This is a genomic window from Mycobacterium sp. MMS18-G62 (assembly GCF_053877835.1).
Window position 1 is genome coordinate 689,420 of record NZ_CM132662.1, and the last position, 22,303, is coordinate 711,722.

Consider the following 22,303-nt stretch of genomic DNA (forward strand, 5'->3'; position numbering starts at 1 on the left):
CATGACCGACGCCGTCCGTTACGACAGCCGACCCGACGGCATCGCCGTGCTGACCATCGACCGCCCCGACACGCGCAATGCGCTCAGCCGCGAAGTGCGCACCGGGTTGCGCGCTGCCTGGACGCGGTTCGAGGCGGACGACAACGCACGCATCGCCATCCTCACCGGCAGCGGCGAGAAGGCATTCTGCGCCGGCGGCGACCTCAAGGAGATGGTCGAGACGCAGATGCGCGTACCGCCGCGCGATATGTTCCCGCTGCCCTACGACAATATTGAGCTGACCAAGCCGACGATCGCCGCAGTCAACGGCGTCGCCTTCGCCGGCGGCTGGATGATCGCGCAAGCATGCGACTTGTGCGTCGCCAGCACCGCCGCCAAGTTCGCCATCACCGAGGTGAAGGTCGGTCGCGGATCGCCGTGGGCGGCGCCGCTGATCCACATGATCCCGCAGCGGATCATGATGGAGATCATCCTCACCGGCAAGCCGATCACCGCGCAACGCGCTTACGAGATCGGCTTGGTCAACCGACTGGCCGAGCCCGCGGCGCTGATGGACACCGCGATCGCTCTCGCCGCCGAAGTGCTCGAAGGCGCGCCGCTTTCGGTCAAGGCGGGCCGCGAAACGGTGATGTTGGCAACCGAGATGGGGCGTAACGCGGCGCTACAGGCCGCGCGCGCGGCCCACGAATTGACTTACAACAGCGACGACGCGCAGGAGGGCCCACTGGCGTTCGCGCAGAAGCGCAAGCCGGAGTGGTCGGGGAAGTAGCTTGCCCCCGGCGACATCAGCCCGCCAAACAGTCGGCATGAACACATATTCGGCCTTGGCATCGACGCCGCCCGCGAGTGCACAGTGGACATCGGAGAGAGCGGACCAGACTGGATCCGCACCCGATGGTCGGCTTGCCTAAGCGCCGATCCGGGTGGTTAACTCCTGAAAGCACTAACTGTTTATCGGTATTGTATCGGCCTAGGTGCACGGCACACATCTGAGCCGGTCACTTTCAACGCGACGGAATAGCTTCTTGGCGAATACAACACGTAACTCGACGACGTCACCTGACGTTCCGAGGGCTCACGGGACGAATGAGGACGTCGCGGCACTCCGGTCGCAGTTTCGTTCTTTCCTGGAGAGCGCACCGAAACCGCCGGGACTTAGGAACTACGGCCCCACGCCGACCGCCGACGACATTGAGCCAGGCCGTGCCTGGCACAAGTACCTGGCCCGGCACGGCTACGTGTGCCTGCACTGGCCGGTCGAATTCGGCGGTGCTGACGCGTCGGTTGCCTATCAGGCGCTGTTCGCCGAAGAGTGCGCTCGCGCCGGGGTGCCTCGCCAGCTTGCGATCACCGCCATCGACCTGGTCGGACCCGTCCTGATCAGATTCGGCTCCGAGCAACAGCGATCACGCCACCTCGAACCCATCCGACTTGGCGATCATGTTTGGACGCAGCTGTTCTCTGAGCCGGGTGCGGGGTCTGACCTGGCCGGCATCCGAACCAAAGCAGAGAAGACCGCGTCGGGATGGCGCATAGATGGACAGAAGGTCTGGAGTTCGGGCGCGAACTCGGCGCATTTCGGTCTGCTGCTCGCCCGCACCGGACCTGATCCGCACCGCGGGTTGAGCATGTTCATCGTGCCGATGGATTCCGCCGGTGTCTCGGTACGGCCGCTTCAGCAGATGGACGGTGAAAGCAAGTTCAACGAGGTCTTCTTCGACAGTGTCGAGTTGACTGACGATCAGTTGATCGGCGACGCGGGCCAAGGGTGGACCATCGCCCTTGTCACGCTCGGCCGGGAGCGGCTGACGCTGGGGTCGCAGGCCGTGGGAATGTTCAAGCTGCTCGATCGGATGGTGCAGGCGGCCCGCGACCGCGACCTCCTGGATCCTGTACTGGCTCAATCGATTACGAAGCTGTGGGCGCGAATGTGGCTGTTGCGGTTCACGTGGCAGCGCGCGATCGAGGAAGGGGACACGTCCTCGTCGGCCTTCTCGGTTCTCAAACTGATGACCTCCGAGACCGATCGCGACCTCGGTGACCTCGCCACAGAAGTGCTGGGCACCGACGTCTGCATCGACCCCTCTCACCACTCAGACGAGGCTGAGCTGGTCCGCGCCATGATGGTTGGACGCGCGCAAACGATCCTCGGCGGAACCAGCGAAATCCAGCGCAATATCCTCGGCGAGCGGATATTGGGTCTTCCCAAAGAGCCGCGATGACTGTCTATCCAGAGCAGACGGAATTCTCAACCGCGCTCCAGAACCACCTGCGCCCAGGCATGACCGTCGCGCTCGGCGACGGCGTCGGCGCACCGCGGTGTCTCGACGACGGCGCATCGGTGTGTGCCACGCTCAGCGCGGTGGCTCGCCGGATCGGTGGGATCCGACTTGTCGTCGGCTGGGTGCCCGCGCCCCTACAAGGACTCGAGGCGGACGCCTTCGCTGAAGTCGTGGCAATCATGCCGGGCTGGGGCCCATCCACGACGAACGGCCGCTCACCGTTCGTCGAGCAGTTGAGCAGACCGGCATCCACACCCGCATACGACATCGACCTCATCGTCACCGAATCAGGCCACGCCGACCTGCGCGGCGCGGACTGGAACCAGCGCAGGCGACTCATCGCCGCACTGTTCGGCTGAAGGAGCACACGTGGCTGCAGGAGCACTATCTGGGCGCGTCGTCCTGGTCACCGGTGGCGGCCATGGCGTCGGACGCGGCCTCTGCCTCGCACTGGCCGCTCATGGCGCTGCCGTTGTCGTCAACGACCCAGTCGTCTGCCCCGACGGCCGCGCGGGTGATGCTGGTCCCGCCGTCGAGGTCGTCGCTGAAATCGAAGCCGCCGGCGGCAAGGCGATTTCGCACACCGGGTCGGTGGCCTCCTGGAGGGACGTCGCCGACATGATCACCACGGCCGTTTCCACCTTCGGCACCCTGACCGGCGTGGTGAACAATGCAGGCATTGTCCAAGATGCGATGCTGGCCAACGCGACCGAGGACGATTGGGACGCGGTGCTCGCACTACATCTCAAGGGCACCTTCGCCGTCACCAAACACGCATGTGAGTACTGGCGCGCGCAAGCCAAGGCGGGCAACCCGATTGACGCCCGAATCGTCAACACGGTCTCCGACGCCGGCCTATGGGGCAATGCCAGCCAGATCGCCTACAGTGCCGCCAACGCCGCCGTCGCGAACCTCACCGTCGTCACGGCGATGGAAACACGTGCCTACGGCGTAGCGGTCAACGCCATCGCCCCGCTGGCTGCGACCCGCATCGACGAAGACTTCTTCAACGCAGAAAGGGCCAACGATCCCGCGCTGGGCCCGGCGCGCACGTCAGAGGTGGTGGCGTGGCTGCAATCCGCGGAATCCTTCTGGCTGACCGGTCAAATCCTGCGCATCGCAGATCACAAGCTCAGTCGGATCGAGGGTTTTACCGAGTCCCTCGGCTGCTATCACGCCAAAGACGGTGTATCGCTCACCTTTTCGGAGACCGGTCAGGCCGTCAGTTGGCTATATGGCACGTCACCGCGCGGACTGGCGGGGCCGCTGCCGACGACCTGATCCTTCGTCCGCGAACAACCCAGGCTGGCCTACGTTCGGCTCAAGACTTCGAATTGATGGCAGGCCCGTGCAATCGATCGTCGGCACTCCCCCACCCAGCCGGAGTCATTAGATTCTCACTCGTCTGCGTTCGTCGCTCTCGGGTTCGCCGGCCGCTGTATCGCTCGCAGAGTTGGCCAGAATACTTGACAAAGCCCGCAGTGGCAGCCACGATGCCATTAACAACTAAATAGTTATCTGTTTTGAATACCTTGTTGGAGCGTGGGGCCCCGCCTGCCGTGCGTTGCGGTGCTTCACATCACGGCTGGCCCATGGTCTGCTCCTGGCCCCTCCCCGATTCGGCGAAACACCCTCATAGTCAGCGGTTCACCGACCACTCGACTGCCCTTGTAGGAGAAGTATTCACTTCCATGGTTGATTTGAAAATCGCCTGCGGACTCACTACGAAGGCGCTGCTGGGTGACGAGAGCGAAGTCGACCTCCACGTCGCGTGGCCACTGTCTTCACCAGCGCTACGCATCGCGACTTCTAAGCGCGGTGGTACCCGGTGAGCGACGCAGTGGCCGTACCGGGGTATCCGCTAGGGAACGTCATGCAGTTGGCATGGGCGACAACAAATCTTGACAAAAGCCTGGAGCAGTTCCGGGAAATCTATAAGGTCCCGGAGTTTCTCGTGATGGAACAGAAGTTCCCGGCCGACGTGTTCGGCGAGAAGGGCGAAATGCACTTGCGGCTCGCATTGGCCAATGTGGACAACATTCAGTTCGAGCTGATCGAGCCCATCGGTGACGGTGTCAACCGGATATACCGCGACGAACTACCCAGAGATGGCAACCACGCCAACGTTTTCCACCACATTTGCGTGAAGGTCGACGGGGATCTCTCCGATTGGGATTCCCATCTCGCCGCTCTCGGCACGCACCAGCCGATTGTCTACACCGGCGACCTGGGCCCCGGAGCCCGCGTGGTCTACACCGATGAGCGCGACTCGATTGGTATGTACGTCGAACACGTTTGGTTCGGCCCTGAGCTCGAAGCGCAGATGGCCGCAATGATCCCGAGTTATACGACGAATCCGTGAGGTAGAGAACATCACTCGCTTCAAGACGCTCGACCATATCGTGCTGCCGATGATCCATTGGGACCCCGACCGTCCGGCTGAGTGGGTCGACAGCAATATTGCCGTGGTCCATGCGACGTCGAACGCGTACGTCGTAGCCGGGAACGACGGCGATGTAATCATCAACACCGGCACTGCCCAGCAAGCGCCTCGCGTGCGGGAAAAGTTCGAGAATCTGCTCGGCCGATCGCTCAGGCCTTCACAGATAGTCTTCACGCAAAGCCATCCTGATCATATCGGTGGCTGGCAGGTGTTTGCTGAAACTGGCACAGAGTTGATCGGGCAGCGGATGTTCGCTCAAATCTGTGCAGAAAGAAGGATGCTCGGCGCTTTCTTTGGCCGACGCAACGCAAATGTACTTGCGGCGATGATTCCTCCCGGCACACCGAATCACAACTGGTTCGACACCCCAGATCCTGTGCCGCTGAGAACTTTTGCCGACACACTGGAATTCACCACCTCCGGCCGCAACTACCGGCTGTTAAGCGTGCCTTCAGGAGAGACTCTCGACGCGCTGGCTGTATGGCTGCCAGCAGAGAAGATTCTGTTCACGGGCAACTGGGCCGGCGCTATCCACGGCGCACTTCCCAATTTCTACACTGCGCGCGGCGACCGTGATCGGTCGGTTCCCGGCTGGTTGGCGGACTGCGAGCGGCTGTTGGCGCTTGAACCCGATTTACTGATCACGGGCCACGAGCAACCAATAGCGGGCAAGCACCGCATCGCCGCCGATCTCGGCGCCATACGCGAGACGGTTCAGTTCATACACGACCATGTGGTACGTGGCATGAACGGGGCCCAGCCCCTATCGGTGATCATGGCGACCCTTGACTTGCCCACTCATCTGAGCCCGCGCGACGGTCGATGCCCACCGCACTGGATCGCGCGCACTGTGTGGGAGGAATACACGGGCTGGTTTCGTCAGGACTACACCAGCGAGTTGTATTCGACTCCGGCCAGCGCCGTGTGGCCGGAAGTGGCGGAGATGGCCGGCGGCGCAGCAAAGCTCGCCGAGCGGGCACGCCTGCATCTGGACACGAACGATGCCGAACGGGCGCTTCATTTCATCGAAATGGCGGTGGAGGCAGATCCGCACAATCGCCTCGTACGCGAGACTGAGCTGGCGATCTATGACGAACTTGCCGACCGCACAGAGGGAAAGGTCTTCGACCTACTCGGTTGGCTCGAAGGCCGAATGATCGCTACACGGGCAGCGCTTCAGGCAATGGGAATGCCCGACCGAGAAGAAAGTTGATACAACCGATGTCGGCACAAAAGGTGCGTATCACAGATCTGGCCAATCCGGTTCTGACCGATGTACAGAAGCAAGCCCTCGCTCTTGCCGAACAATTTCCCTTGCAACTCGAGGCAGACGCAGTGCTAAACGCCGCATGCGCTGCCACCGGTCTTACCAATTTCGGAGACAACAGCTTTCGGCCGCGCCTTGCCCTGTGGCTCGAGTGCTGCGCTCAGGATGACGGTCTGTCCGCTGTTGGGCGGGCCGCGATCTTCGGGCAGGCCGTTAATTATGCAACGCAACGCCTGTATCTGGAGGATCTGATCCAACGGCATCCGGAAATCGAGTCAGTTGACATCGACCGGCCGCTGATCATTGCAGGTCTGCCGCGCTCAGGTACGACCTACACGTTGGCGCTCATGGCCGGCGATCCGCGGCTGCGCTCGTTGCCGCACTGGGAGGGTGTGCGTCCCGTCGCAGAGCCCTACATCGTCGACGGCAAGGACACCCGATACGAACTGGCCGAACAAGATTGGGCGCAGTCCGATTCCCTCTTGCCCTTTACCAAGTTGATTCATGAATTCGCACCCGACCACATCACCGAAGACATTGAGTTGCAAGGGATGGATTTCGGCGGGTACTACATCGAATGGACGGCACACGTTCCGCGTTGGCGTGACTTCCAATTCTCGACCGACCGCACACCGTGGCTGCGGTACATGCACCGCGCGATGCAGGCGTTGACTTGGCAGCAGGGACCAAATCGCTGGGTCACGAAGTGTCCTCAACACATGGAACAGTTGACCGAGGTGAATGCCGTTCTGACTGGCGCGTTCACGGTGATCACCCACCGTGACCCCGTCGCCTCGATCCAATCAGCGATCACCGGGACTGCTTACGCGGCGCGACTGCTGCGAAAGTCCGTCGACAGGGAGCAGTTCGCGGAATATTGGATTGATCGATACGAGCGCCTACTTCGGGCCTGCGTTCGCGACCGCGATGCGCTGGACCCCGCACGGTCCTACGACCTCTATTTCGACGAACTGATGGCCGACCCTATGGGCGAGCTGAAAGCGATTTACCAGGCAGCAGATCTCCCGTTCGACGACACAACTCGTGCTGGGTTGGAAACGGCGATGACGAACAACAAGCGTGGCAAACATGGCCAGCTGGAATACGACCTTCGGGGGGACTTCGGACTCGATCCCGATGCCATCCGTGAACGTTTCGCCTTCTATTTCGACCGGTTCCCGAAGGTTCGTGTCGAAGTCCAGTAACACATCCAGGGAGAATGCAATGGCTGAGAATCTTTTCGATCTGGGCGGCAAGGTGGCGCTGGTCACGGGAGCGAACTCGGGACTCGGCTTCGCGATGGCCAGCGGCTTGGCGCGAGCGGGCGCCGATATCGTCATCTGGGGCCGGCGCGACGATTCGAACGCGAAAGCCGCCGCCGCGCTGGGTGCGTATGGCACGCGCATCGCGCATCGTTCCGTCGACGTCTCGGATGAGCGAGCGGTGACCGATGGGTTTGCCGCCGCGGTGGGCGAATTGGGCCGAGTCGACTGCGTCATCGTCAACGCCGGCACAGCAGGCATCGCACCGATCGATCAGCTCACCAGCGCCGACTGGCACGGTCTGCTGGCCACAAATCTGCACGGTGCGTTCTACACCGTCCGTGAGGCCGCCAGGCACATGAAAGCGCGAGCTGCCCTCGGCGACGACGGTGGCTCGATCATTATCAACGGCAGTTTGTCGGTATTCGCTGGGGTGCCAGGCCTTTCCCACTACGCCACCGCCAAGGGGGGCCTGAATTCGTTGGCTAAGACGCTCGCTGTGGAGCTCGGCGCCTACAACGTGCGGGTAAACGTGATCTGTCCAGGATTTATCCCCACCGATCTCTCAGGGGATGAGTCGATCCAACCAATAGTCGATGCCACGATCGCGCGCAGCCCCATCAAGCAGATCGGCCGGCCCGAGGACCTCGAAGGAATCGTCGTGTATCTCGCCAGCGACCGCGCGCGTTACCACACCGGAGACACCATCACGCTCGACGGCGGCATGATGGCACAGATCTATTGAGGACGGTTCGATTCTCGCGTTGACACCGGCTGCATCAGCCGCTGGCAACGTCACCACATCGATCTATCGCTTCGGGCAGCGTTGGACCCTGAATCCACAACTAGTGAAAGGCATTTCGATGGCACGCATGACCGGCAAGGTAGTCCTTGTCACCGGAGCCGGACGCGGAATGGGGCGCAGCCATGCCGTCCGGCTGGCTGAGGAGGGTGCCGACCTCATCCTCGTCGACATCTGCGCACCTATCGACGGGCTCAACTATGCGATGAGCTCGCCCGAGGACCTGGAGACCACGGTCAAAGAAGTGCAGGCGTTGGGTCGGCGGGTGCACGTCGCCCAGGCCGACGTTCGAGACCGCAAGTTGATGCAGGACGTTGTCAGCGCCGGCGTCGAACAACTTGGTGGGCTGGACGGAGCGGTGGCCAACGCCGGGGTGTTGACGACCGGAACTTGGGACACGGTGACCGACGAGCACTGGCGTACGGTCCTGGACGTCAATCTGATTGGTACCTGGAATACGTGTCTGGCCGCGATCCCTCACTTGTTGGAACGCGGGGGCAGCCTGGTCAACATCAGTTCGTCGGCAGGTATCAAAGGGTCTCCGCTGCAACACCCCTACACCGCAAGCAAGCATGGCGTGGTCGGTTTGAGTATGGCGTTGGCCAACGAGCTGGCTACCCACTCGATTCGGGTGAACACCGTGCACCCCACCGGCGTGCCCACTGGCATCGCCGCACCGGAACTGCTGGAATTGCTGGAAAACCAGCGTCAGGATCTCGCGCCGATCTTTCACAATGCGCTGCCCGTTTACCTGGTCGAACCCGTCGACATCAGTAACGCGGTGCTCTATCTGCTCTCCGACGAAGCCCGCTTCGTCACCGGCACCCAACTCAAAGTCGATGCAGGCGTGACGATTCGATGAAAGCACCCGAATACTCCGAACCAAAAGACGCGTGGAAAGCATGAGCGTCACCACGCTAACCGTGCACGCGGAGCAGCGACGTCGACAAGGGTTGGCGCTTTACCGCGAGATCATGGCTGTCGAGCCGGTTGAACCCGCCACTGCACGGGCAGCCACGTTGATCGACTTCGTCTTCGCCGAAATCTGGTCGCGTCCTGGCCTTCAGCTTCGCGACCGCCGCCTGATCGCGTTGACCTGCGCCGCCGGGGCCGACGCCCACACCAGTGTGTCCGACCACTTCTACGCGGCGCTGAAGACAGGCCAGTTCACCCTCGACGAACTCGACGAGTTCATCCTGCACTTCGCTGTGTACTGCGGCTGGCCCAAAGCACAGACCACCGAGTCGATTCTCGACCAGCAACTGACCCGGCTCGCCGACGAGGGCGCCACCCTGGCACCACGCCGCTGCCCGCAGCCCCTCAGCGCCGCACCTGCCGACCAGGAACTGCGCAAACAAGGCGGCGAGAAGGAATTTCGCGACGTCAACTGTTGTCCGGCACCACCCCGCGACGTTCCCTACTACGACAACGGCATCCTCAACTTCGTCTTCGGTGAAATGTGGAAACGCCCCGGCCTGAACCGACGCGACCGCCGATGGATAACCCTGGCGGCAGTGGGCCTCGATGACACCATCACCCCGATCCAGTCCCACGTCTACTCCGCGATGAAATCGGGCGACATCACCTACGACGAAATGCGCGAGATGGTCCTGCACTTCGCCGCCCACTCCGGATGGCCCAAGGCACAGTACATGCAGCAATCGGTCGACGAAATGCACGAACGAATCAAAGACGAGGCATCAGTAGGGCCGAAGGGAGAGGGGAATGTCTGATCGATGGACGCAGCGCCCGGAAGGATCGAACTGGGGCGACTTCGGTCCGGACGACCAGATCGGTCGCATGAACTTGCTCACGCCTGAAAGACGCTTAAAGGCGATTAAAGAGGTGGAGCATGGTTTGGCGTTTTGCCTGAGTTTGCCGCTCGATTATCCCGGTGGCAACGTCCTGGCACCTTACCGAAAGGGACCCGTCTTCCACTACGAGAAGCGCGGAACGGGGCATAACTTCAATTATGAAATGTCCCAGCAGTGCTCTTGCTACACCGACGTTGTGTCCGACGACGCCGTTACAATGTACCTTCAATACTCCACGCAGTGGGATGGTCTGGGACACCTTGGGCAGATTTTCGATACCAATGGAACCGGGGCGGAAAAAGTCTATTACAACGGCTATCGCGCGGGTGTCGATGTAGTCGGGCCTGACGACGCGACGAATGATCTTGGCGCGCACCGGCTTGGAATCGAGAACATGGCAACGGCCGGCGTTCAGGGGCGGGGCGTGCTCGTCGACCTTCATCAAATTTACGGTCGTGAGCGTGCGCAGGTTGGTTTCGACGCGCTGATGACGGCAATGGAGCGGCAGGGAGCATCAGTCGGGCCAGGCGACTTCCTTTGTCTTTATACCGGATTCGCCGACGTGTTGCTGGAAATGCAGAAAAGGCCGGACCGTGAAGTTTTGTCACGTTCGTGTGCCGTGCTCGACGGGCGTGATAAAGACCTGTTGAACTGGATCACCAGCAGCGAAATCGTCGCCATCTGCGCCGACAACTTTGCCGTAGAGGCTTATCCCGCCCGCCAGACGGAGGCCGACAGCTACCCGGCAATTCCCCTTCACGAGCACTGCATATTTAAATTGGGAGCCAGTTTGGGCGAGCTTTGGTACTTTCGCGAACTCGCTGATTGGCTACGCACGCACGGGCGTTCCAGCTTCCTTTTAACCGCGCCGCCGCTGCGTTTACCTGGCGCCGTCGGGTCGCCACTCACACCGATCGCCACAGTCTGAACTTCAGTTGGCTCAAAAACAGTAAGGAAACAAGTGTCCGTAATCTGGCAGCCCACGCTCGACAACGAATCCACCCGCTGGCGCGACATCGCCGTGTCGCTTACCCGAGCTCATTTTGCACCTAACGCAGCGGAAATCGATCGCGAGCAACGCTTCCCAGCGGAGAATGTCAGCAAGCTTTTTGAACACCGGCTGGGTGCGCTCTTCATTCCAAAGGAATATGGAGGCGAAGGAGCGAGCATTACCGCGACCGCCGCTGTCGTTGAAGCAGTGGGTACGGGTTGTGCCTCAACGGCCGCAGTCCTTTGCGTTTATCAGTTGGGGTCTTTCCCGATATTGCTGGGCGGAAATGAAGAGCAAAAACGATTTTATCTAGGTGAGGTAGCGAAAGGCGTTTTGACCAGCTTTGCACTCTCCGAGCGAACGACTGGTTCTGACGCTGCGGCCATCGAAACGCGGGCAGTGCGCACGGGAGATTCCTGGCGCCTCAAAGGCGAAAAATACTGGATAGGAGGTGGCGGCACCTCTCGCTACTATGTCGTATTTGCGAAGACCGACCCGGCTGCGGGCGGGCGTGGAATTTCTGCCTTCATCGTCGATGAGGAGCAGCCCGGAGTAATTGTCGATGAACTTTGCGACAAGATGGGCGTGCGCGGAAGCCCCACCTCCAACTTGAAACTCGACACCGTGGTGCCTGATGAAGCGCGCGTTGGACCGGAAAATCAAGCACTGCGCCTCTCTTTTCAGGCATTGAACGTCGGACGCATCATGGTCGCTGCACAGTGCCTTGGTCTTGCGTTGGCTTGCTATGACGAGGCCTCGCGACGCGCCGTTGACCGTCGCGCGTTTGGCAATTCCATTATCGATTATCAGGGCATCGGCTTCAAACTTGCCGACATGGCCACGGAAATCTCCGCGGCGCGGATGATGTTGTACGAGGCCGCAAAGGCATATGACGAGCGCAAGGATGTCACGCATTTGAGCGCCATGTGCAAGCTATATGCCTCTGAAGTCGCCCATCGCGCAGCAGATACGGCAATGCAGGTTTGGGGTGCTAGAGGATACTGCAAGCCCAGCGCTGTTGAGCGGTTCTATCGTGACCAACGTATATCCGAGATCTATGAGGGTACGTCTGAAATCCAGCGCTTGGTCCTTGCGCGCGCGGTGCGCAAGGAAGTTGAGGAGTCATTATGACGAGGAATCCGACAGGACTCTTCGTTGCCGATCCCCTTTTGGGGTCGGACGAGGCTGAATGGATGTGCAAGAGTGGTGTGCGCTATCCCGAGTACATTACTTATCGGAAAGCTAATCATGAAGCAGAATGATGGTCATCCTTGGTCTGCCGAAATTTGGGATGAAGTTGAGCTGTGGTCACGGGACCAGATCGAGTCGTTTCAGCTCACTGCGCTACAGCGTCAGCTCGATCGGGTTGCCCGCACGAGCCAGTACTATAAGGATGTTTTCAACCGCGCCGGTTTCAACCCAACTGACCTGCTTAGCCTGGATAGCCTGCAACAACTCCCATTGACATATAAGGAAGACTATGTAGCAAGCATCGCCGCGGATCCGCCATTCGGCACAATGCGTGCAGTCGAGGTGAGCGACGCAGTTCGCGTGCATTTCTCATCTGGCACTACCGGAGAGCCAAAACCAGCGCTGCATACTCAAAATGATCTTGATCTATGGGCAGATATTTGGGCTCGTTATTATTATGCGCAGGGACTGAGGCGGAACGACGTTTTCCAATGCATGTTCAATTACAACTGGTTTGCGGGCGGTCTTGGCGCAACATTAGGCGCCCAGCGCCTGGGCGCGCTTGTAATTCCCAGTGGCGCTGGGGACACTAAGCGCCAGATCGAGACGATCCGCCGATATGGGACGCGCTGCGTTGTCGGTACCCCATCGTTCATGGCCCATATCGCCGAGACGGCGAGCGACATGGGTTTCGATATTGGGACCAGTACGGTCGACATTCTGTCAATTGGCGGTGAGCCCGGCGCCAGCATTGCAGCGACGCGGTCGCGCCTTGAGGATGCGTGGAAGGCCAAGGCTTTCGACTGCTACGGATCACTAGAGTGTTCGCCGATCGGTTGGGAAACTCACCAGCAGTTGGGCCTTCAGGTACCGGAAGACTATATCTATATTGAAGTGCTCCATCCGATCACAAAGGAGCCGGTCGCCGACGGCGAACGCGGAGTGCTGGTCCTTACGCACTTGAACAAGGAAGCGAGCCCGTTGGTGCGCTGGTGGACCGGCGATACCGTAATGCGAACTCGTTCACCCGCTCCCGATGGCCGCACGCATGCTCGTCTGGTCGAGGGCGTGATCGGCCGAGCCGATGACATGCTTGTTATACGCGGCGTCAACCTCTTCCCGTCTGCTGTCGAAGAGATTGTACGAGCGATGCCCAACACCACGAATGAGTATGTAATCGTTGTCGATCAGTCGGTTGAGGATCCGAAAACTGGCTTTCTCAATTCGTTGAAAGTCCGTGTGGAACGAACTGATGACGCCCCAGAGGATCTGGCTCAGCGCCTGGCACATGAACTTCGCGAAAAGCTAAAGGTCCGGTTTGTTGTTGAAGTGCTACCAGCGGGAACGCTGCCTCGCACGGTTGTGAAAGCACAGCGAGTGGTCAGAGAGTAGAAAGGGTCTGAACTCGCCCTTGAAGTCGGCGCACGAGAGGTCGTTGGGCTGGGCGCCGGGCTACCTGCGCATGCGTGCGCAAAAGCGTGATAAGGAGGTACTGGTGTTCGCACCCGTCCGTACGGTCCGAGCCAAGGGTGGCCCGGGAGTCACCGGCTGATGGCAGGCCCCTTCTTCCTCTCAGATGGTGACATTTTCGCGCCGACCTCGATCGCCAGGGGGCCGTGGGGTCCGTCGTTGGCCGGCAACTACATTGGCGGTCTGCTCGCTCGAGCCATCGACCGAGCAGCGGCGCAGACGATCCGGTTGCGGCCCGCCCGGCTGACCGTCGATCTGCTCCGTCCGGTCAGCCTCGACCCCGTATCAGTGGAGACCTCTCTCGTTCGTGAGGGGCGTCGGTTGGCATTGTTCGACGCCACGATGACCCAGCAAGGCATCCTGGTCGCCCGCGGGAGTGCGCTATTCCTTGGCCCCGCCGAGCATGAAGCCAATGCAGTGTGGACGTCGCCGATTTCAATGCCGGCGCCGCCGGCAGACCCCGATCCGGTTGCCGTCAACGTTCCCATGGTGATTCAGTCGTACGGTCGCGATCCCGTGCATGGGATCACCGGTGTGGGAGTCGATGAGTGGCGGCACAACGGGCCGAAGTACGCATGGGTCAAGGAAACCCATCCCCTCGTTGATGACGAGCCACTTGCACCCTTCGTTCGCGCGGCCATGGCGGGTGATATCACCAGTTCGGTGTCTAACTTTGGAGTGGCCGGCCTCCAATTCATCAATGCCGACTACACGATGACACTCAGTCGCCTCCCTCGGAGTGACTACATCGGCCTGGCCGCCCTGACCCACTATCATCACACGGGAATCGCTGCCGGCAGCGCCACCCTCTTCGACAGCGACGGGCCCATCGGGAGCGGGATGGTCACGGCCTTGGCCCACCCCGGGTTCACGCCACCGGCCGCGCAGTTGCCATCCGCCACCCCGGCCTGACAGACCGGTCCACCGCAGCACTTTCGATCAGACGGTTCTCGAACAACTTTCCTGAGTCGGATCGCGCCATCTCGGCTTCGACGTGAATCGTCGGCGGAACTGTGGTGCGCTAATCGCTCCCTCGAGCACGCCAGCGGCTCATCGGCTTTCGCGTTATGGCATCAGCGGGTCCGAGGGTCTGGACTGCGTTGAGTACGGCTGACCCATTTCCACGGCGGGAATTCCGCGTACGGCCGACCGACCACGTAACCGTTTATCGGATTAAATAGCCGTGCACTCCGAACCGTGCAGCCAAGAACTTAGTCGGTCGTCGACGACGCGGTTTCGACCGTCCTGGTAGTCGTATTCCGTCACGCGTTCACCCCGCTGGTCTCGGTGAGGGATAACGGTCCGCGCCGGATAATGTCTTGGAGCAGGCCTAGATTGGTGCCCGCCTCCTGCGCCGCACTCAGAGCGGCGTCGACGTCCTTGCGGAGAAAGCGCCCCGCGGCCTCGGCGAAGTTGGCCATCCCGCCGATGCCACGCACATAACCCGCCACCTTGCTGTCCGCGCTGCAGGCCGCCAGCGCTTGCAGGAAGTCGTCCCCGTCGATATCGAGCCCCTCGGCGACTTCGACTGCAGCCCCGAGCAATTGCGCGTTGGCGGCAAAGAGGACGTTGTTGACGAGCTTGAGGTTCAACGCGGTTCCCAACTCACCAGTGGGAACCACGGTAGAGGCATAAGCGCCGACGATCGACGCCGCGGGCTGGACCGCATCGGAAGGTCCGCCGATCAAGACGGTCAACCGGCCGTTTTCGATGTCTTCTGCTGTGCCACTGACCGGAGCATCCAGCACGGTGAGCGCATGCCCGATCGACGCCAGTTCGCGCAACGTTCCCACCGTTCCTGTGGTGTGCGAGATGAAGACAGCGCCCGGCGGCGCATGAGCCAGCAACCCCGCCGACCCGAGCGCCAGTTCGCGAAGTTGGGCGTCGGAGAATAAGCAGCTCACGATGAACGGGCGACCACGAACCGCATCAACGACGGACTCGACCACAGTCGCGCCCGCCTCGCGCAAGCGGATCCGCACCTCGTCACGGCGCGCCAGCACCGTGACGGCGTGTCCCGCTTTCAGCAGCCGATGCACCATCGGCTCGCCCATCTGGCCTGCGCCGAGGAATCCGATCTGCATGGTCACCCTCCAAACGATGCTTCGACGGTGATCATCGCTATCGGTCGCATTGGGCAGGCGTCGGCCCCACGTTGAGCCTGCTCGACGAGATCGAGCGGCACCTGAGGGTCCGGCGGGATGCAATAGCCAGCGTCGTCGAGCTCGAAGACGTCCGGGGCCGCTGCCGCGCAAAGGGCGTGTCCAGCACAATGCTTGGCGTCGAAGCGGATTTGAACGGTCACAGATCGTCCTCCGTGCAAAGCCGCGGACCGGGTGCGAATGTCAGAGGCAAATGACGAATGGCCCAGACCTCGCCGGCATCTTCAAAGCGGACCGCCTCTCCGCCAAGCCGAAAGTCTGGCATCCGCTGGAGAATTTCGGCGAGCATCTCCTGGAACATCATGCGCGCAAGATGCGATCCGAGGCATCGGTGCATGCCCACTCCGAATGCCATGTGCTTCTGACTGTTCGGGCGGTCCAGGTCGACCTCGTCGGGGTTTTCGAACACAGCTGGGTCGCGGTTCGCCGCACCGTACATCATGATCACCCGGTCGCCCTGTTTCATATGACGGCCGTGAAAATCGACTGGACAGGAGACTGTGCGCGCCATACCTAGAGTCGGCGAGAAGCACCGCAGAAGTTCATCGGTGGCTTGCTTGATCTGGTCGGGATTGTGGGTGAGCCGCTGCTTCAACTCGGGTTGTTCTGTCAGGGCGTACAACACGTTGCCAGTCAGGCCGCTTGTGGTGTCCATCCCGCCGAGCATCATCAGCACGGTGTACATCAGGATCTGGGTGTCATCCAGGGGCACATCATCGATGTGCCCGTTGAGGATTCGGCCGAACAGGTCCTCGCCGAGTTCACCGCTCTCGCGACGCTTCGACATCTGTTTGTAGATCTCGCCAAAGAGTTCCATGACCGCTGCCCCGGCCTTTTCTTCGTCGTGGGCGCGGTCGTGGACCATGGAGTGCACCCATTGCACCCATTCGGCGTAGCGTGACTGGTCAAAGCCGAGCATGTGCAGGATCATTTTCGCCGGCAGCGGCGTGGTGAGTTCGTCGACGATGTCGCACTCGCCGCGTTCGATGAACTCGTTGACCATCTCCCGGGCCATTTTCCGTGCCAGTGGCCGAAGGGCCTCAGCCTGACCGGGAGAGAACGCCTTCACCGTCACGGCGCGTAGCTTCTGCGTCAGAGGCGGGTCGGTTTCGATCGGAAGGATCGGGAAGGGCGCTCCACTGGCCGGAACACCCACCGAAGGATACGAATTGAACACGGCATCATCACGCGATGCCCCGAACACGGACTGGTAGTCCAACAACGCCCAGAAGCCGCCGTGTTCGCTGGAACGCGTTATGGGGCAACGTGATCGCATCTCGGCCATCATCTCGTGCGGTGCATCACGAAACGATGGCGAATGATGATCGAACTTCTCCACAATCGAGGTATCCGTTGGCGACGACACTGCTGATTCCTCTCCGACAGTTAGGCACAATGTGTGCCGCCAACTACAGTACAACTAGTTATATAGTTTCGGTCACACGCTGGTATGCGGTGAAGATCGGGTCAACAATGGCTAGCAGGACGACCGCTGCGAACAGGCGGGGAACGGCCGAGCGGCAGCGCGCCCCGGCATGGGGCGCCGATCTTCCCATCACGGACGAGCAGGCCCGAGAGCGCCTCATCACGGCAGCCGAGGCATGCTTCGCCGAACGCGGCCCCAATAAGACGAGGATGACGCACGTGGCGGCGAAGGCCGGCGTCCACCGAACCACCGTCTACGCCTACTTCCCGAACATTGACGCGATACTCGCGGCGTGTTTCGTGCGTGCGAACATGGCTTTGGTTGCGACCGTCGAATTCCACTTCGAGCAAGATGGGCTGTTCGTGGACCGCCTGATCAACGCGGTGCTGGCCGGGCTTGACTTCGCCCGAAACTCCCCCGCCATCCTGTCGATGACTACGACGAATGAGTTGGCGCGGACGTTCCACGCTACCGAGCGGTCGACATCATGGCGGGCTGAGATCATCGGCCAGCTTGCCAACCGCTTCGCAGAGGCGCCTGACGGCGAGATACGTACCGATGTGCCGCCACAGTTGCTGGCGGAGTGGGTCGTTCGGGTGTGCTGGAGCCTGATCGAAGAGCCGGGGCGGCCAGGAGTTGGGGGGGACGAGGGACTCCTGCAGACGTTCCTTCCCGGCGCCATCAGGCCACAGCTGTCTGTCTGACGGTCGACGATTCTCACACGCCCGAGGAGTAGGCGCGCTGGGCATGTGCAGACAATCTGCACCAGGCTCGTCCCGGTGAAGGCTAAGCGGCGCCCAGACCGCGCAGTACGAAGCCCAGCAGCTGTTCGGCCTCGTCGGCAGCATCTACCGTCGACTTCTGATGGAACCGGTCGACAAGTGCGGCGTCGAAAGCCGCCCGTATCGACCGAGCATCCACCTCCGGGTTGCACGCGGTGAAGATTCCTTCGGCTTTGCCTCCGTGCAGGATCGCCGCGATTGAAGCTTGATCGGCCGCCAAGAGGAGTTCGAGTTCGCGGGCATAACCCGGAGTGCGCCGCAGCTCCTCGGAGTAGAAGATGGCGACCCTCTTGCGCTTGCGCGGATTCGACACCAGTTCGAACAGATGCGTCATCCACGCCCGCAGCGCCTCGACGGGGGTTTGGGCGCGCGCCACGACCTCGCGCAGTTGCGCCTGCACCATCTCGCGATCCCTACGAAACATTTCCAACAGAAGATCGTGTTTGGTGTTGAAGTTCCGATAGAAGGCCCGCGTTCCGAGACCCGCTTCATCGAGGATCTCGGTGATCGAAGCCGACGAGTTGCGGTCCAGACAACGGTAGGCGGCGTCGATGATGTGCTGCCGCTCCGATGAGCGATCGATCGACCGAGTCTCAACCACAATGGATCACACCGGCATCCTGCCACTTCGTGATTGTCGCGTCATCGTAACCGAACTCGCGCAGCACCGAGACGGTGTGCTGACCTGCCAGACATCCGCCGGGCGCCCTGACCTCTGATCGACTCATCCCGACGAGCGGCGAAAACCGCAGGTGCTCGTCGAAGATGGGGCTCACAGCAGCCACGGTGTATTCGGCCGCGAGTTGTGGATCCGTCTGGATGAGCCGTGCCGGAGCACCCTCGTACAGTTGCACACATCCAAGGCCCGCCGCCCCGAGATGTTTCTCCCAGAACGCCGCCGACTCTTTGCTGAATGCAGCCTCGAGACGTCGGGCGAGCTCGTCATCATTAGCCGCCCGGCCCTCCGCGGTCGAGAAGCGTTGATCACCGCCGAGATCGGCGAAATCCCGCAGCGCTGCCACGAGCGGCTGCCATTCCTTGGCTTGAGGTGTGGCCAGGAAAATGTGTCCCTCGCTGGCGTCGTAGATCCGGTAGAGCGCCGAGAGCCCTTTGCCGTCGTGTCGGGACGCTGAAGGCTCTGGAGCATCGGCGTAGTCGACGACCCAGTCGGTGAGCAGATGCGTCACCGTCGCAAGCATCGAGGTACGCACATCGTTGATCGGACGGCCGCGGTCGCGCCCGACAAGGGCAGTGAGGATCGCCGAAGCGACGCCGAGGGCGGCCACGCCATCGCTTTGCAACTCCGGTGTCGTTCCCGCGGACGTGACCCGCGGCACGTGGTGCATGACCTCGTCGAGGTTCGAGGTCATGCACGCGGCGTCCGGTGTGTTGGTCAGCGCCACTCCCCCGGCCGCAGAGATGCTCGGGGCGTACGCGGGACGTGAGCCGAAGGGTCCGTCGACGCCGTAGCCTGGCGCCGACACGTAAATGAGGTCGGGGTTGATTGCGTGCAGCGTCTCGGCACCGATACCCAGCCTGTCGGCAACGCCGGCCCGCATGGACTGCAGCACAACGTCGGCGGACGCGACGAGGCGGTGAGCCACCGCCCGTCCCTCCTCGGTGTGCAGATCAACCTGGATACTTTCCTTGCCCTGCATCACCTTCGCGCCAGCCGCTTCCGGAAACGGCAGGAGGTTGCGGATGTCGTCACCATTGATGTTCTCGAACTTGATGACGCGTGCGCCGAGGTCGGCGAGCACGCTCGAGGCGTAGGGAGCAGCGAACATCTCGCCGAACTCGACAATGGTGACGCCCGTTAGCGGCGGCGCCGATCGCGTGTCACCGGAGGCCTCGACGGCGGACGCATCAGCCGCCCAGATGCCTCCAGCGTTTCCGAGTCGAGGTGCCGGAGAAGGTCGGCGCAGCGTGCCATTCTGGGTGTGAACGAGGGTGCTCGGCTGGCGGACCAGCCCAACCTCGGGATCCTCGACGAGCGTCGACCGCCCCTCGTGCGCCAGCTGAGGATGACCGAGGACTTCAGGTCCGGAGCGGAACAACTCGGCACACAGGTCCGGGTTGTCGTCGAAACACTGCTGCCATTCGGCGAGGGTGCGTTCGCCGACTTTCGCCAACAGGATCGACCAGAATTCCTTGTACAGTTCCGGACTTTCCAGTGCCGGAAAGCCATTCCATTTCGGATCGGCGAGAAGTTCGGTCACTCCGAACTCGGTTAGCATCGCCGCGAACAAATTCGGCTTTACCTGGGCGAACTGCAACCAGTGCCCGTCCTTGGTAGGAGCGGCCAAGAGCGCCAACAGCATCGGACTCTGTGGGGTACCTTGCTCTGTCCAGGCGTCGACCGTGGTGTAGGCCTCGGGCCACCGGATACCGACCATCTCGCCGAACCAGTTCCACGCATCGATGGCGTGCACACCGCGGACGAGATCGGCCTCGACGATTTGGCCGAACCCACTGCGGTCGCGCTCACGCAGCGCTGCCAGGATTCCTTGCGCCGCAATGTGTCCAGTGGCGAAGCTTGCATAGGGAACGGAGACATACGACGGCCGTGGCGGATTCGCCATCCGGCGTACGGCATGAAACAGACCGGCCTTGGCGAGCACGAGCCCCTCGTAACCCTTCAGGTCCTGCCACGGCCCGCTGCGGCCCCAACCGGTGATGTGGGCGATCACCAACCGCGGATGACGCGCCAGCAGCGCCTCGGAATCCATGCCCAGATCCGCGAGCGCGGCGGGACTGTACGTCGTCACCGCGACGTCGGCGTCGTGCAGCACCTCATCCAGTTCGGCCGCCCCTGAGGTGGACCGCAGATCGACAACCCGGCTGCGCTTGCCGCGGCCGAGCGCGGGCCAGCCGCGCAGCGTGCGGACCGGACTTCCACCGGGCGCCTCGACCATCAGAACATCCGCACCGGAATCCGCCAGGAACTGTGTGCAGAACGCGCCGGGCAGCGTGGTGGATAGATCGACGACTCGTATGCCAGCCAGCGGTGTCGTCGGTTCGGGCGCGGCCTGAGCGCTGGCGGAAGGGGGCATTCGACGCGACTCCTTTGACCTTCTTACTTCGAAAAATCACTTTTCGTGGTCCACTACATCCCGGGACCAGATGTGACGTGCACCGCATGGTAGCGCTTCATCGTCGCAGGGTTCAAGAGCACTTTCGTCGACGGGCGTTGACATCGGCCGCCACGCGCCACTAACCTCGTTGAAAATCAATTTTTCATATGCTGACATCTGGCTGGAGGACCAAATGACCAAGATCTGGACGAACTCCGGCGACTCACACTTCCTGGAACCCGACGATCTCTGGCAGTCCCGGCTGCCCAAGCGGCTTGCCGAGTTGTGCCCGCGGGCGGAAAAGGACCCCGACGGCGAGTACGAGACCGTCTACGTCGACGGTCAGATCTTCAGGCGGAAACTGCCGTCGTCGGCCCTCGTCGCGTTCGCCGAAATGAGCTCGAGGCCGCAGGGCGTGCGAGACGCGCGCGCACGACTGGGTGACCTCGACCACGAAGGTGTGTGGGGCGAGGTGATCTTCCCGTCGCTGGGGATGTGGGGGTCCACCTTCCGCACACCGGAGCTGCTCAAGGCGTGCATGCGGGCCAGCAATGAGTGGGCGCTCGAAGAGATCGCCGCGGTGTCACCGCGGTACGTGGTCACCGCGCAAGTTTCCACGCTGGTGGTCGATGACGCGGTCGAGGAACTGCAGTGGGCGGCCGACAAGGGATTCAAGGCAGTCTTTCTTCCAACCACTCCTCATCCGAGTGCCCCGGACTGGAACCGCAACGATTGGGAGCCGCTATGGGCGGCTGCAGAAGAGGCCGGCATGGTGCTGGCCTTCCATATCGGCACCGATCCCGTCGATGCGACTGCAGGCAACAGCATCACCGGCGGCGCGGGTTTGGTGTACAGGGGCCCGGGTGGCGCCATCATGAACTACGCCGAGACCACCTTCTCCGGGCAGCGGGCCACCATGAAACTGGTGGCTGGCGGCGCGCTGGATCGGCATCCGAATTTGAAGGTGCTGATCTCCGAGGGCGGTGCGACATGGGTTCCGTTCCTGGGTGACCGGCTGTTGGAGGGGTATCGCCAACACCATATGGCGGTGCGCCCAAAGCTCAGCCGCAGCCCCAAAGAGATTCTGTACAGCCAGGTCTACGCGTCGTTTCAGCACGATGAAACCGCGGTCTCCGCCTTCGACCACATGGGTTACCACAACGTGATGTTCGGCAGCGACTATCCGCACATGGAGGGCACGTTCGGCCACACCCAGGACACGCTCAAGACGCTGTTCGACGGGGTCAGCGACGAAACACGGCTGCGTATCACCCAGGGCACCTTCTTCGAGCTGTTCCCTGATGTCCCCCCCATCCCAACCGAAAGTATCTGAGCCA

General features: G+C 61.7%; 20 protein-coding genes and 1 pseudogene. 16 read left to right on the forward strand and 5 right to left on the reverse strand.

All coding sequences use genetic code 11. The annotated features are described in order from the left end of the window. Window position 1: 1 nt before the first annotated feature. From ACWW36_RS03370 to ACWW36_RS03435, 14 genes and pseudogenes are all read left to right on the forward strand, one after another. A complete protein-coding gene (locus ACWW36_RS03370) occupies window positions 2-769 on the forward strand; it encodes an enoyl-CoA hydratase/isomerase family protein (protein WP_456140195.1) in 768 nt (255 codons plus the stop codon). A 256-nt stretch (window positions 770-1,025) separates the two neighbouring features. Then, complete coding sequence (locus ACWW36_RS03375; protein WP_456140196.1) at window positions 1,026-2,222, forward strand: acyl-CoA dehydrogenase family protein; 1,197 nt, start codon at window positions 1,026-1,028, stop codon at window positions 2,220-2,222. Window positions 2,223-2,476: 254 nt separating this feature from the next. Beyond that, window positions 2,477-2,641, forward strand: a pseudogene (locus tag ACWW36_RS03380) (acetyl-CoA hydrolase/transferase C-terminal domain-containing protein); the annotation flags it as partial. A 10-nt stretch (window positions 2,642-2,651) separates the two neighbouring features. Beyond that, on the forward strand, window positions 2,652-3,563 hold the full coding sequence (locus ACWW36_RS03385) for an SDR family NAD(P)-dependent oxidoreductase (RefSeq protein WP_456140197.1): 912 nt from the start codon (window positions 2,652-2,654) through the stop codon (window positions 3,561-3,563). Window positions 3,564-4,110: 547 nt separating this feature from the next. Beyond that, window positions 4,111-4,644, forward strand: a complete 534-nt coding sequence (locus ACWW36_RS03390; RefSeq protein ID WP_456140198.1) for a hypothetical protein — start codon at window positions 4,111-4,113, stop codon at window positions 4,642-4,644. 49 nt (window positions 4,645-4,693) lie between these two features. Then, a complete protein-coding gene (locus ACWW36_RS03395; protein ID WP_456140199.1) occupies window positions 4,694-5,938 on the forward strand; it encodes an alkyl sulfatase dimerization domain-containing protein in 1,245 nt (414 codons plus the stop codon). Continuing rightward, window positions 5,863-7,197 (forward strand): sulfotransferase family protein, encoded by a 1,335-nt coding sequence (locus tag ACWW36_RS03400; protein ID WP_456140200.1) that lies wholly within the window; start codon window positions 5,863-5,865, stop codon window positions 7,195-7,197. Before ACWW36_RS03395 ends, ACWW36_RS03400 begins: the two co-directional genes overlap by 76 nt. A 19-nt stretch (window positions 7,198-7,216) precedes the next feature. Further along, the gene (locus tag ACWW36_RS03405) at window positions 7,217-7,999 is read left to right on the forward strand and encodes an SDR family NAD(P)-dependent oxidoreductase (protein WP_456140201.1); all 783 of its coding nucleotides are present in this window, start codon (window positions 7,217-7,219) and stop codon (window positions 7,997-7,999) included. 118 nt (window positions 8,000-8,117) lie between these two features. Further along, entirely contained in the window at window positions 8,118-8,918 is an 801-nt protein-coding gene (locus tag ACWW36_RS03410) for a mycofactocin-coupled SDR family oxidoreductase (RefSeq protein WP_456140202.1), read from the forward strand. Between the two features lie 40 nt (window positions 8,919-8,958). Then, complete coding sequence (locus tag ACWW36_RS03415; RefSeq protein ID WP_456140203.1) at window positions 8,959-9,789, forward strand: carboxymuconolactone decarboxylase family protein; 831 nt, start codon at window positions 8,959-8,961, stop codon at window positions 9,787-9,789. After that, window positions 9,782-10,798, forward strand: a complete 1,017-nt coding sequence (locus tag ACWW36_RS03420; protein WP_456140204.1) for a cyclase family protein — start codon at window positions 9,782-9,784, stop codon at window positions 10,796-10,798. The genes ACWW36_RS03415 and ACWW36_RS03420 overlap by 8 nt, the downstream gene beginning before the upstream one ends. Before the next feature lie 33 nt (window positions 10,799-10,831). Further along, window positions 10,832-11,992, forward strand: coding sequence for an acyl-CoA dehydrogenase family protein (locus ACWW36_RS03425; protein ID WP_456140205.1), 1,161 nt, complete (start codon window positions 10,832-10,834; stop codon window positions 11,990-11,992). A 117-nt stretch (window positions 11,993-12,109) separates the two neighbouring features. Beyond that, on the forward strand, window positions 12,110-13,444 hold the full coding sequence (locus ACWW36_RS03430; RefSeq protein WP_456140206.1) for a phenylacetate--CoA ligase family protein: 1,335 nt from the start codon (window positions 12,110-12,112) through the stop codon (window positions 13,442-13,444). 159 nt (window positions 13,445-13,603) lie between these two features. Then, a complete protein-coding gene (locus ACWW36_RS03435) occupies window positions 13,604-14,434 on the forward strand; it encodes a thioesterase family protein (protein WP_456140207.1) in 831 nt (276 codons plus the stop codon). Window positions 14,435-14,784: 350 nt separating this feature from the next. Here ACWW36_RS03435 and ACWW36_RS03440 read toward each other — a convergent pair whose 3' ends face one another. The 3 genes from ACWW36_RS03440 to ACWW36_RS03450 are packed head-to-tail and all read right to left on the reverse strand — an operon-like array spanning window position 14,785 to window position 17,050. Then, the gene (locus ACWW36_RS03440) at window positions 14,785-15,606 is read right to left on the reverse strand and encodes an NAD(P)-dependent oxidoreductase (protein WP_456142348.1); all 822 of its coding nucleotides are present in this window, start codon (window positions 15,604-15,606) and stop codon (window positions 14,785-14,787) included. A gap of 2 nt (window positions 15,607-15,608) precedes the next feature. Then, window positions 15,609-15,827, reverse strand: coding sequence for a ferredoxin (locus ACWW36_RS03445; RefSeq protein ID WP_456140208.1), 219 nt, complete (start codon window positions 15,825-15,827; stop codon window positions 15,609-15,611). Next, window positions 15,824-17,050, reverse strand: a complete 1,227-nt coding sequence (locus ACWW36_RS03450) for a cytochrome P450 (protein ID WP_456140209.1) — start codon at window positions 17,048-17,050, stop codon at window positions 15,824-15,826. The genes ACWW36_RS03445 and ACWW36_RS03450 overlap by 4 nt, the downstream gene beginning before the upstream one ends. Window positions 17,051-17,157: 107 nt before the next feature. On the opposite strand from ACWW36_RS03450, the gene ACWW36_RS03455 reads away from it, so the two are divergent. Continuing rightward, the gene (locus tag ACWW36_RS03455) at window positions 17,158-17,814 is read left to right on the forward strand and encodes a TetR/AcrR family transcriptional regulator (RefSeq protein ID WP_456140210.1); all 657 of its coding nucleotides are present in this window, start codon (window positions 17,158-17,160) and stop codon (window positions 17,812-17,814) included. A gap of 82 nt (window positions 17,815-17,896) precedes the next feature. Here ACWW36_RS03455 and ACWW36_RS03460 read toward each other — a convergent pair whose 3' ends face one another. Together ACWW36_RS03460 and ACWW36_RS03465 are read right to left on the reverse strand one after the other, a co-directional pair. After that, entirely contained in the window at window positions 17,897-18,493 is a 597-nt protein-coding gene (locus tag ACWW36_RS03460) for a TetR/AcrR family transcriptional regulator (RefSeq protein WP_456140211.1), read from the reverse strand. Next, on the reverse strand, window positions 18,486-20,945 hold the full coding sequence (locus ACWW36_RS03465) for a CoA transferase (protein WP_456140212.1): 2,460 nt from the start codon (window positions 20,943-20,945) through the stop codon (window positions 18,486-18,488). Before ACWW36_RS03465 ends, ACWW36_RS03460 begins: the two co-directional genes overlap by 8 nt. 214 nt (window positions 20,946-21,159) lie before the next feature. Here ACWW36_RS03465 and ACWW36_RS03470 point away from each other — a divergent pair, with 214 nt between their 5' ends. Continuing rightward, window positions 21,160-22,299, forward strand: coding sequence for an amidohydrolase family protein (locus ACWW36_RS03470; RefSeq protein ID WP_456140213.1), 1,140 nt, complete (start codon window positions 21,160-21,162; stop codon window positions 22,297-22,299). Window positions 22,300-22,303 lie beyond the last annotated feature (4 nt).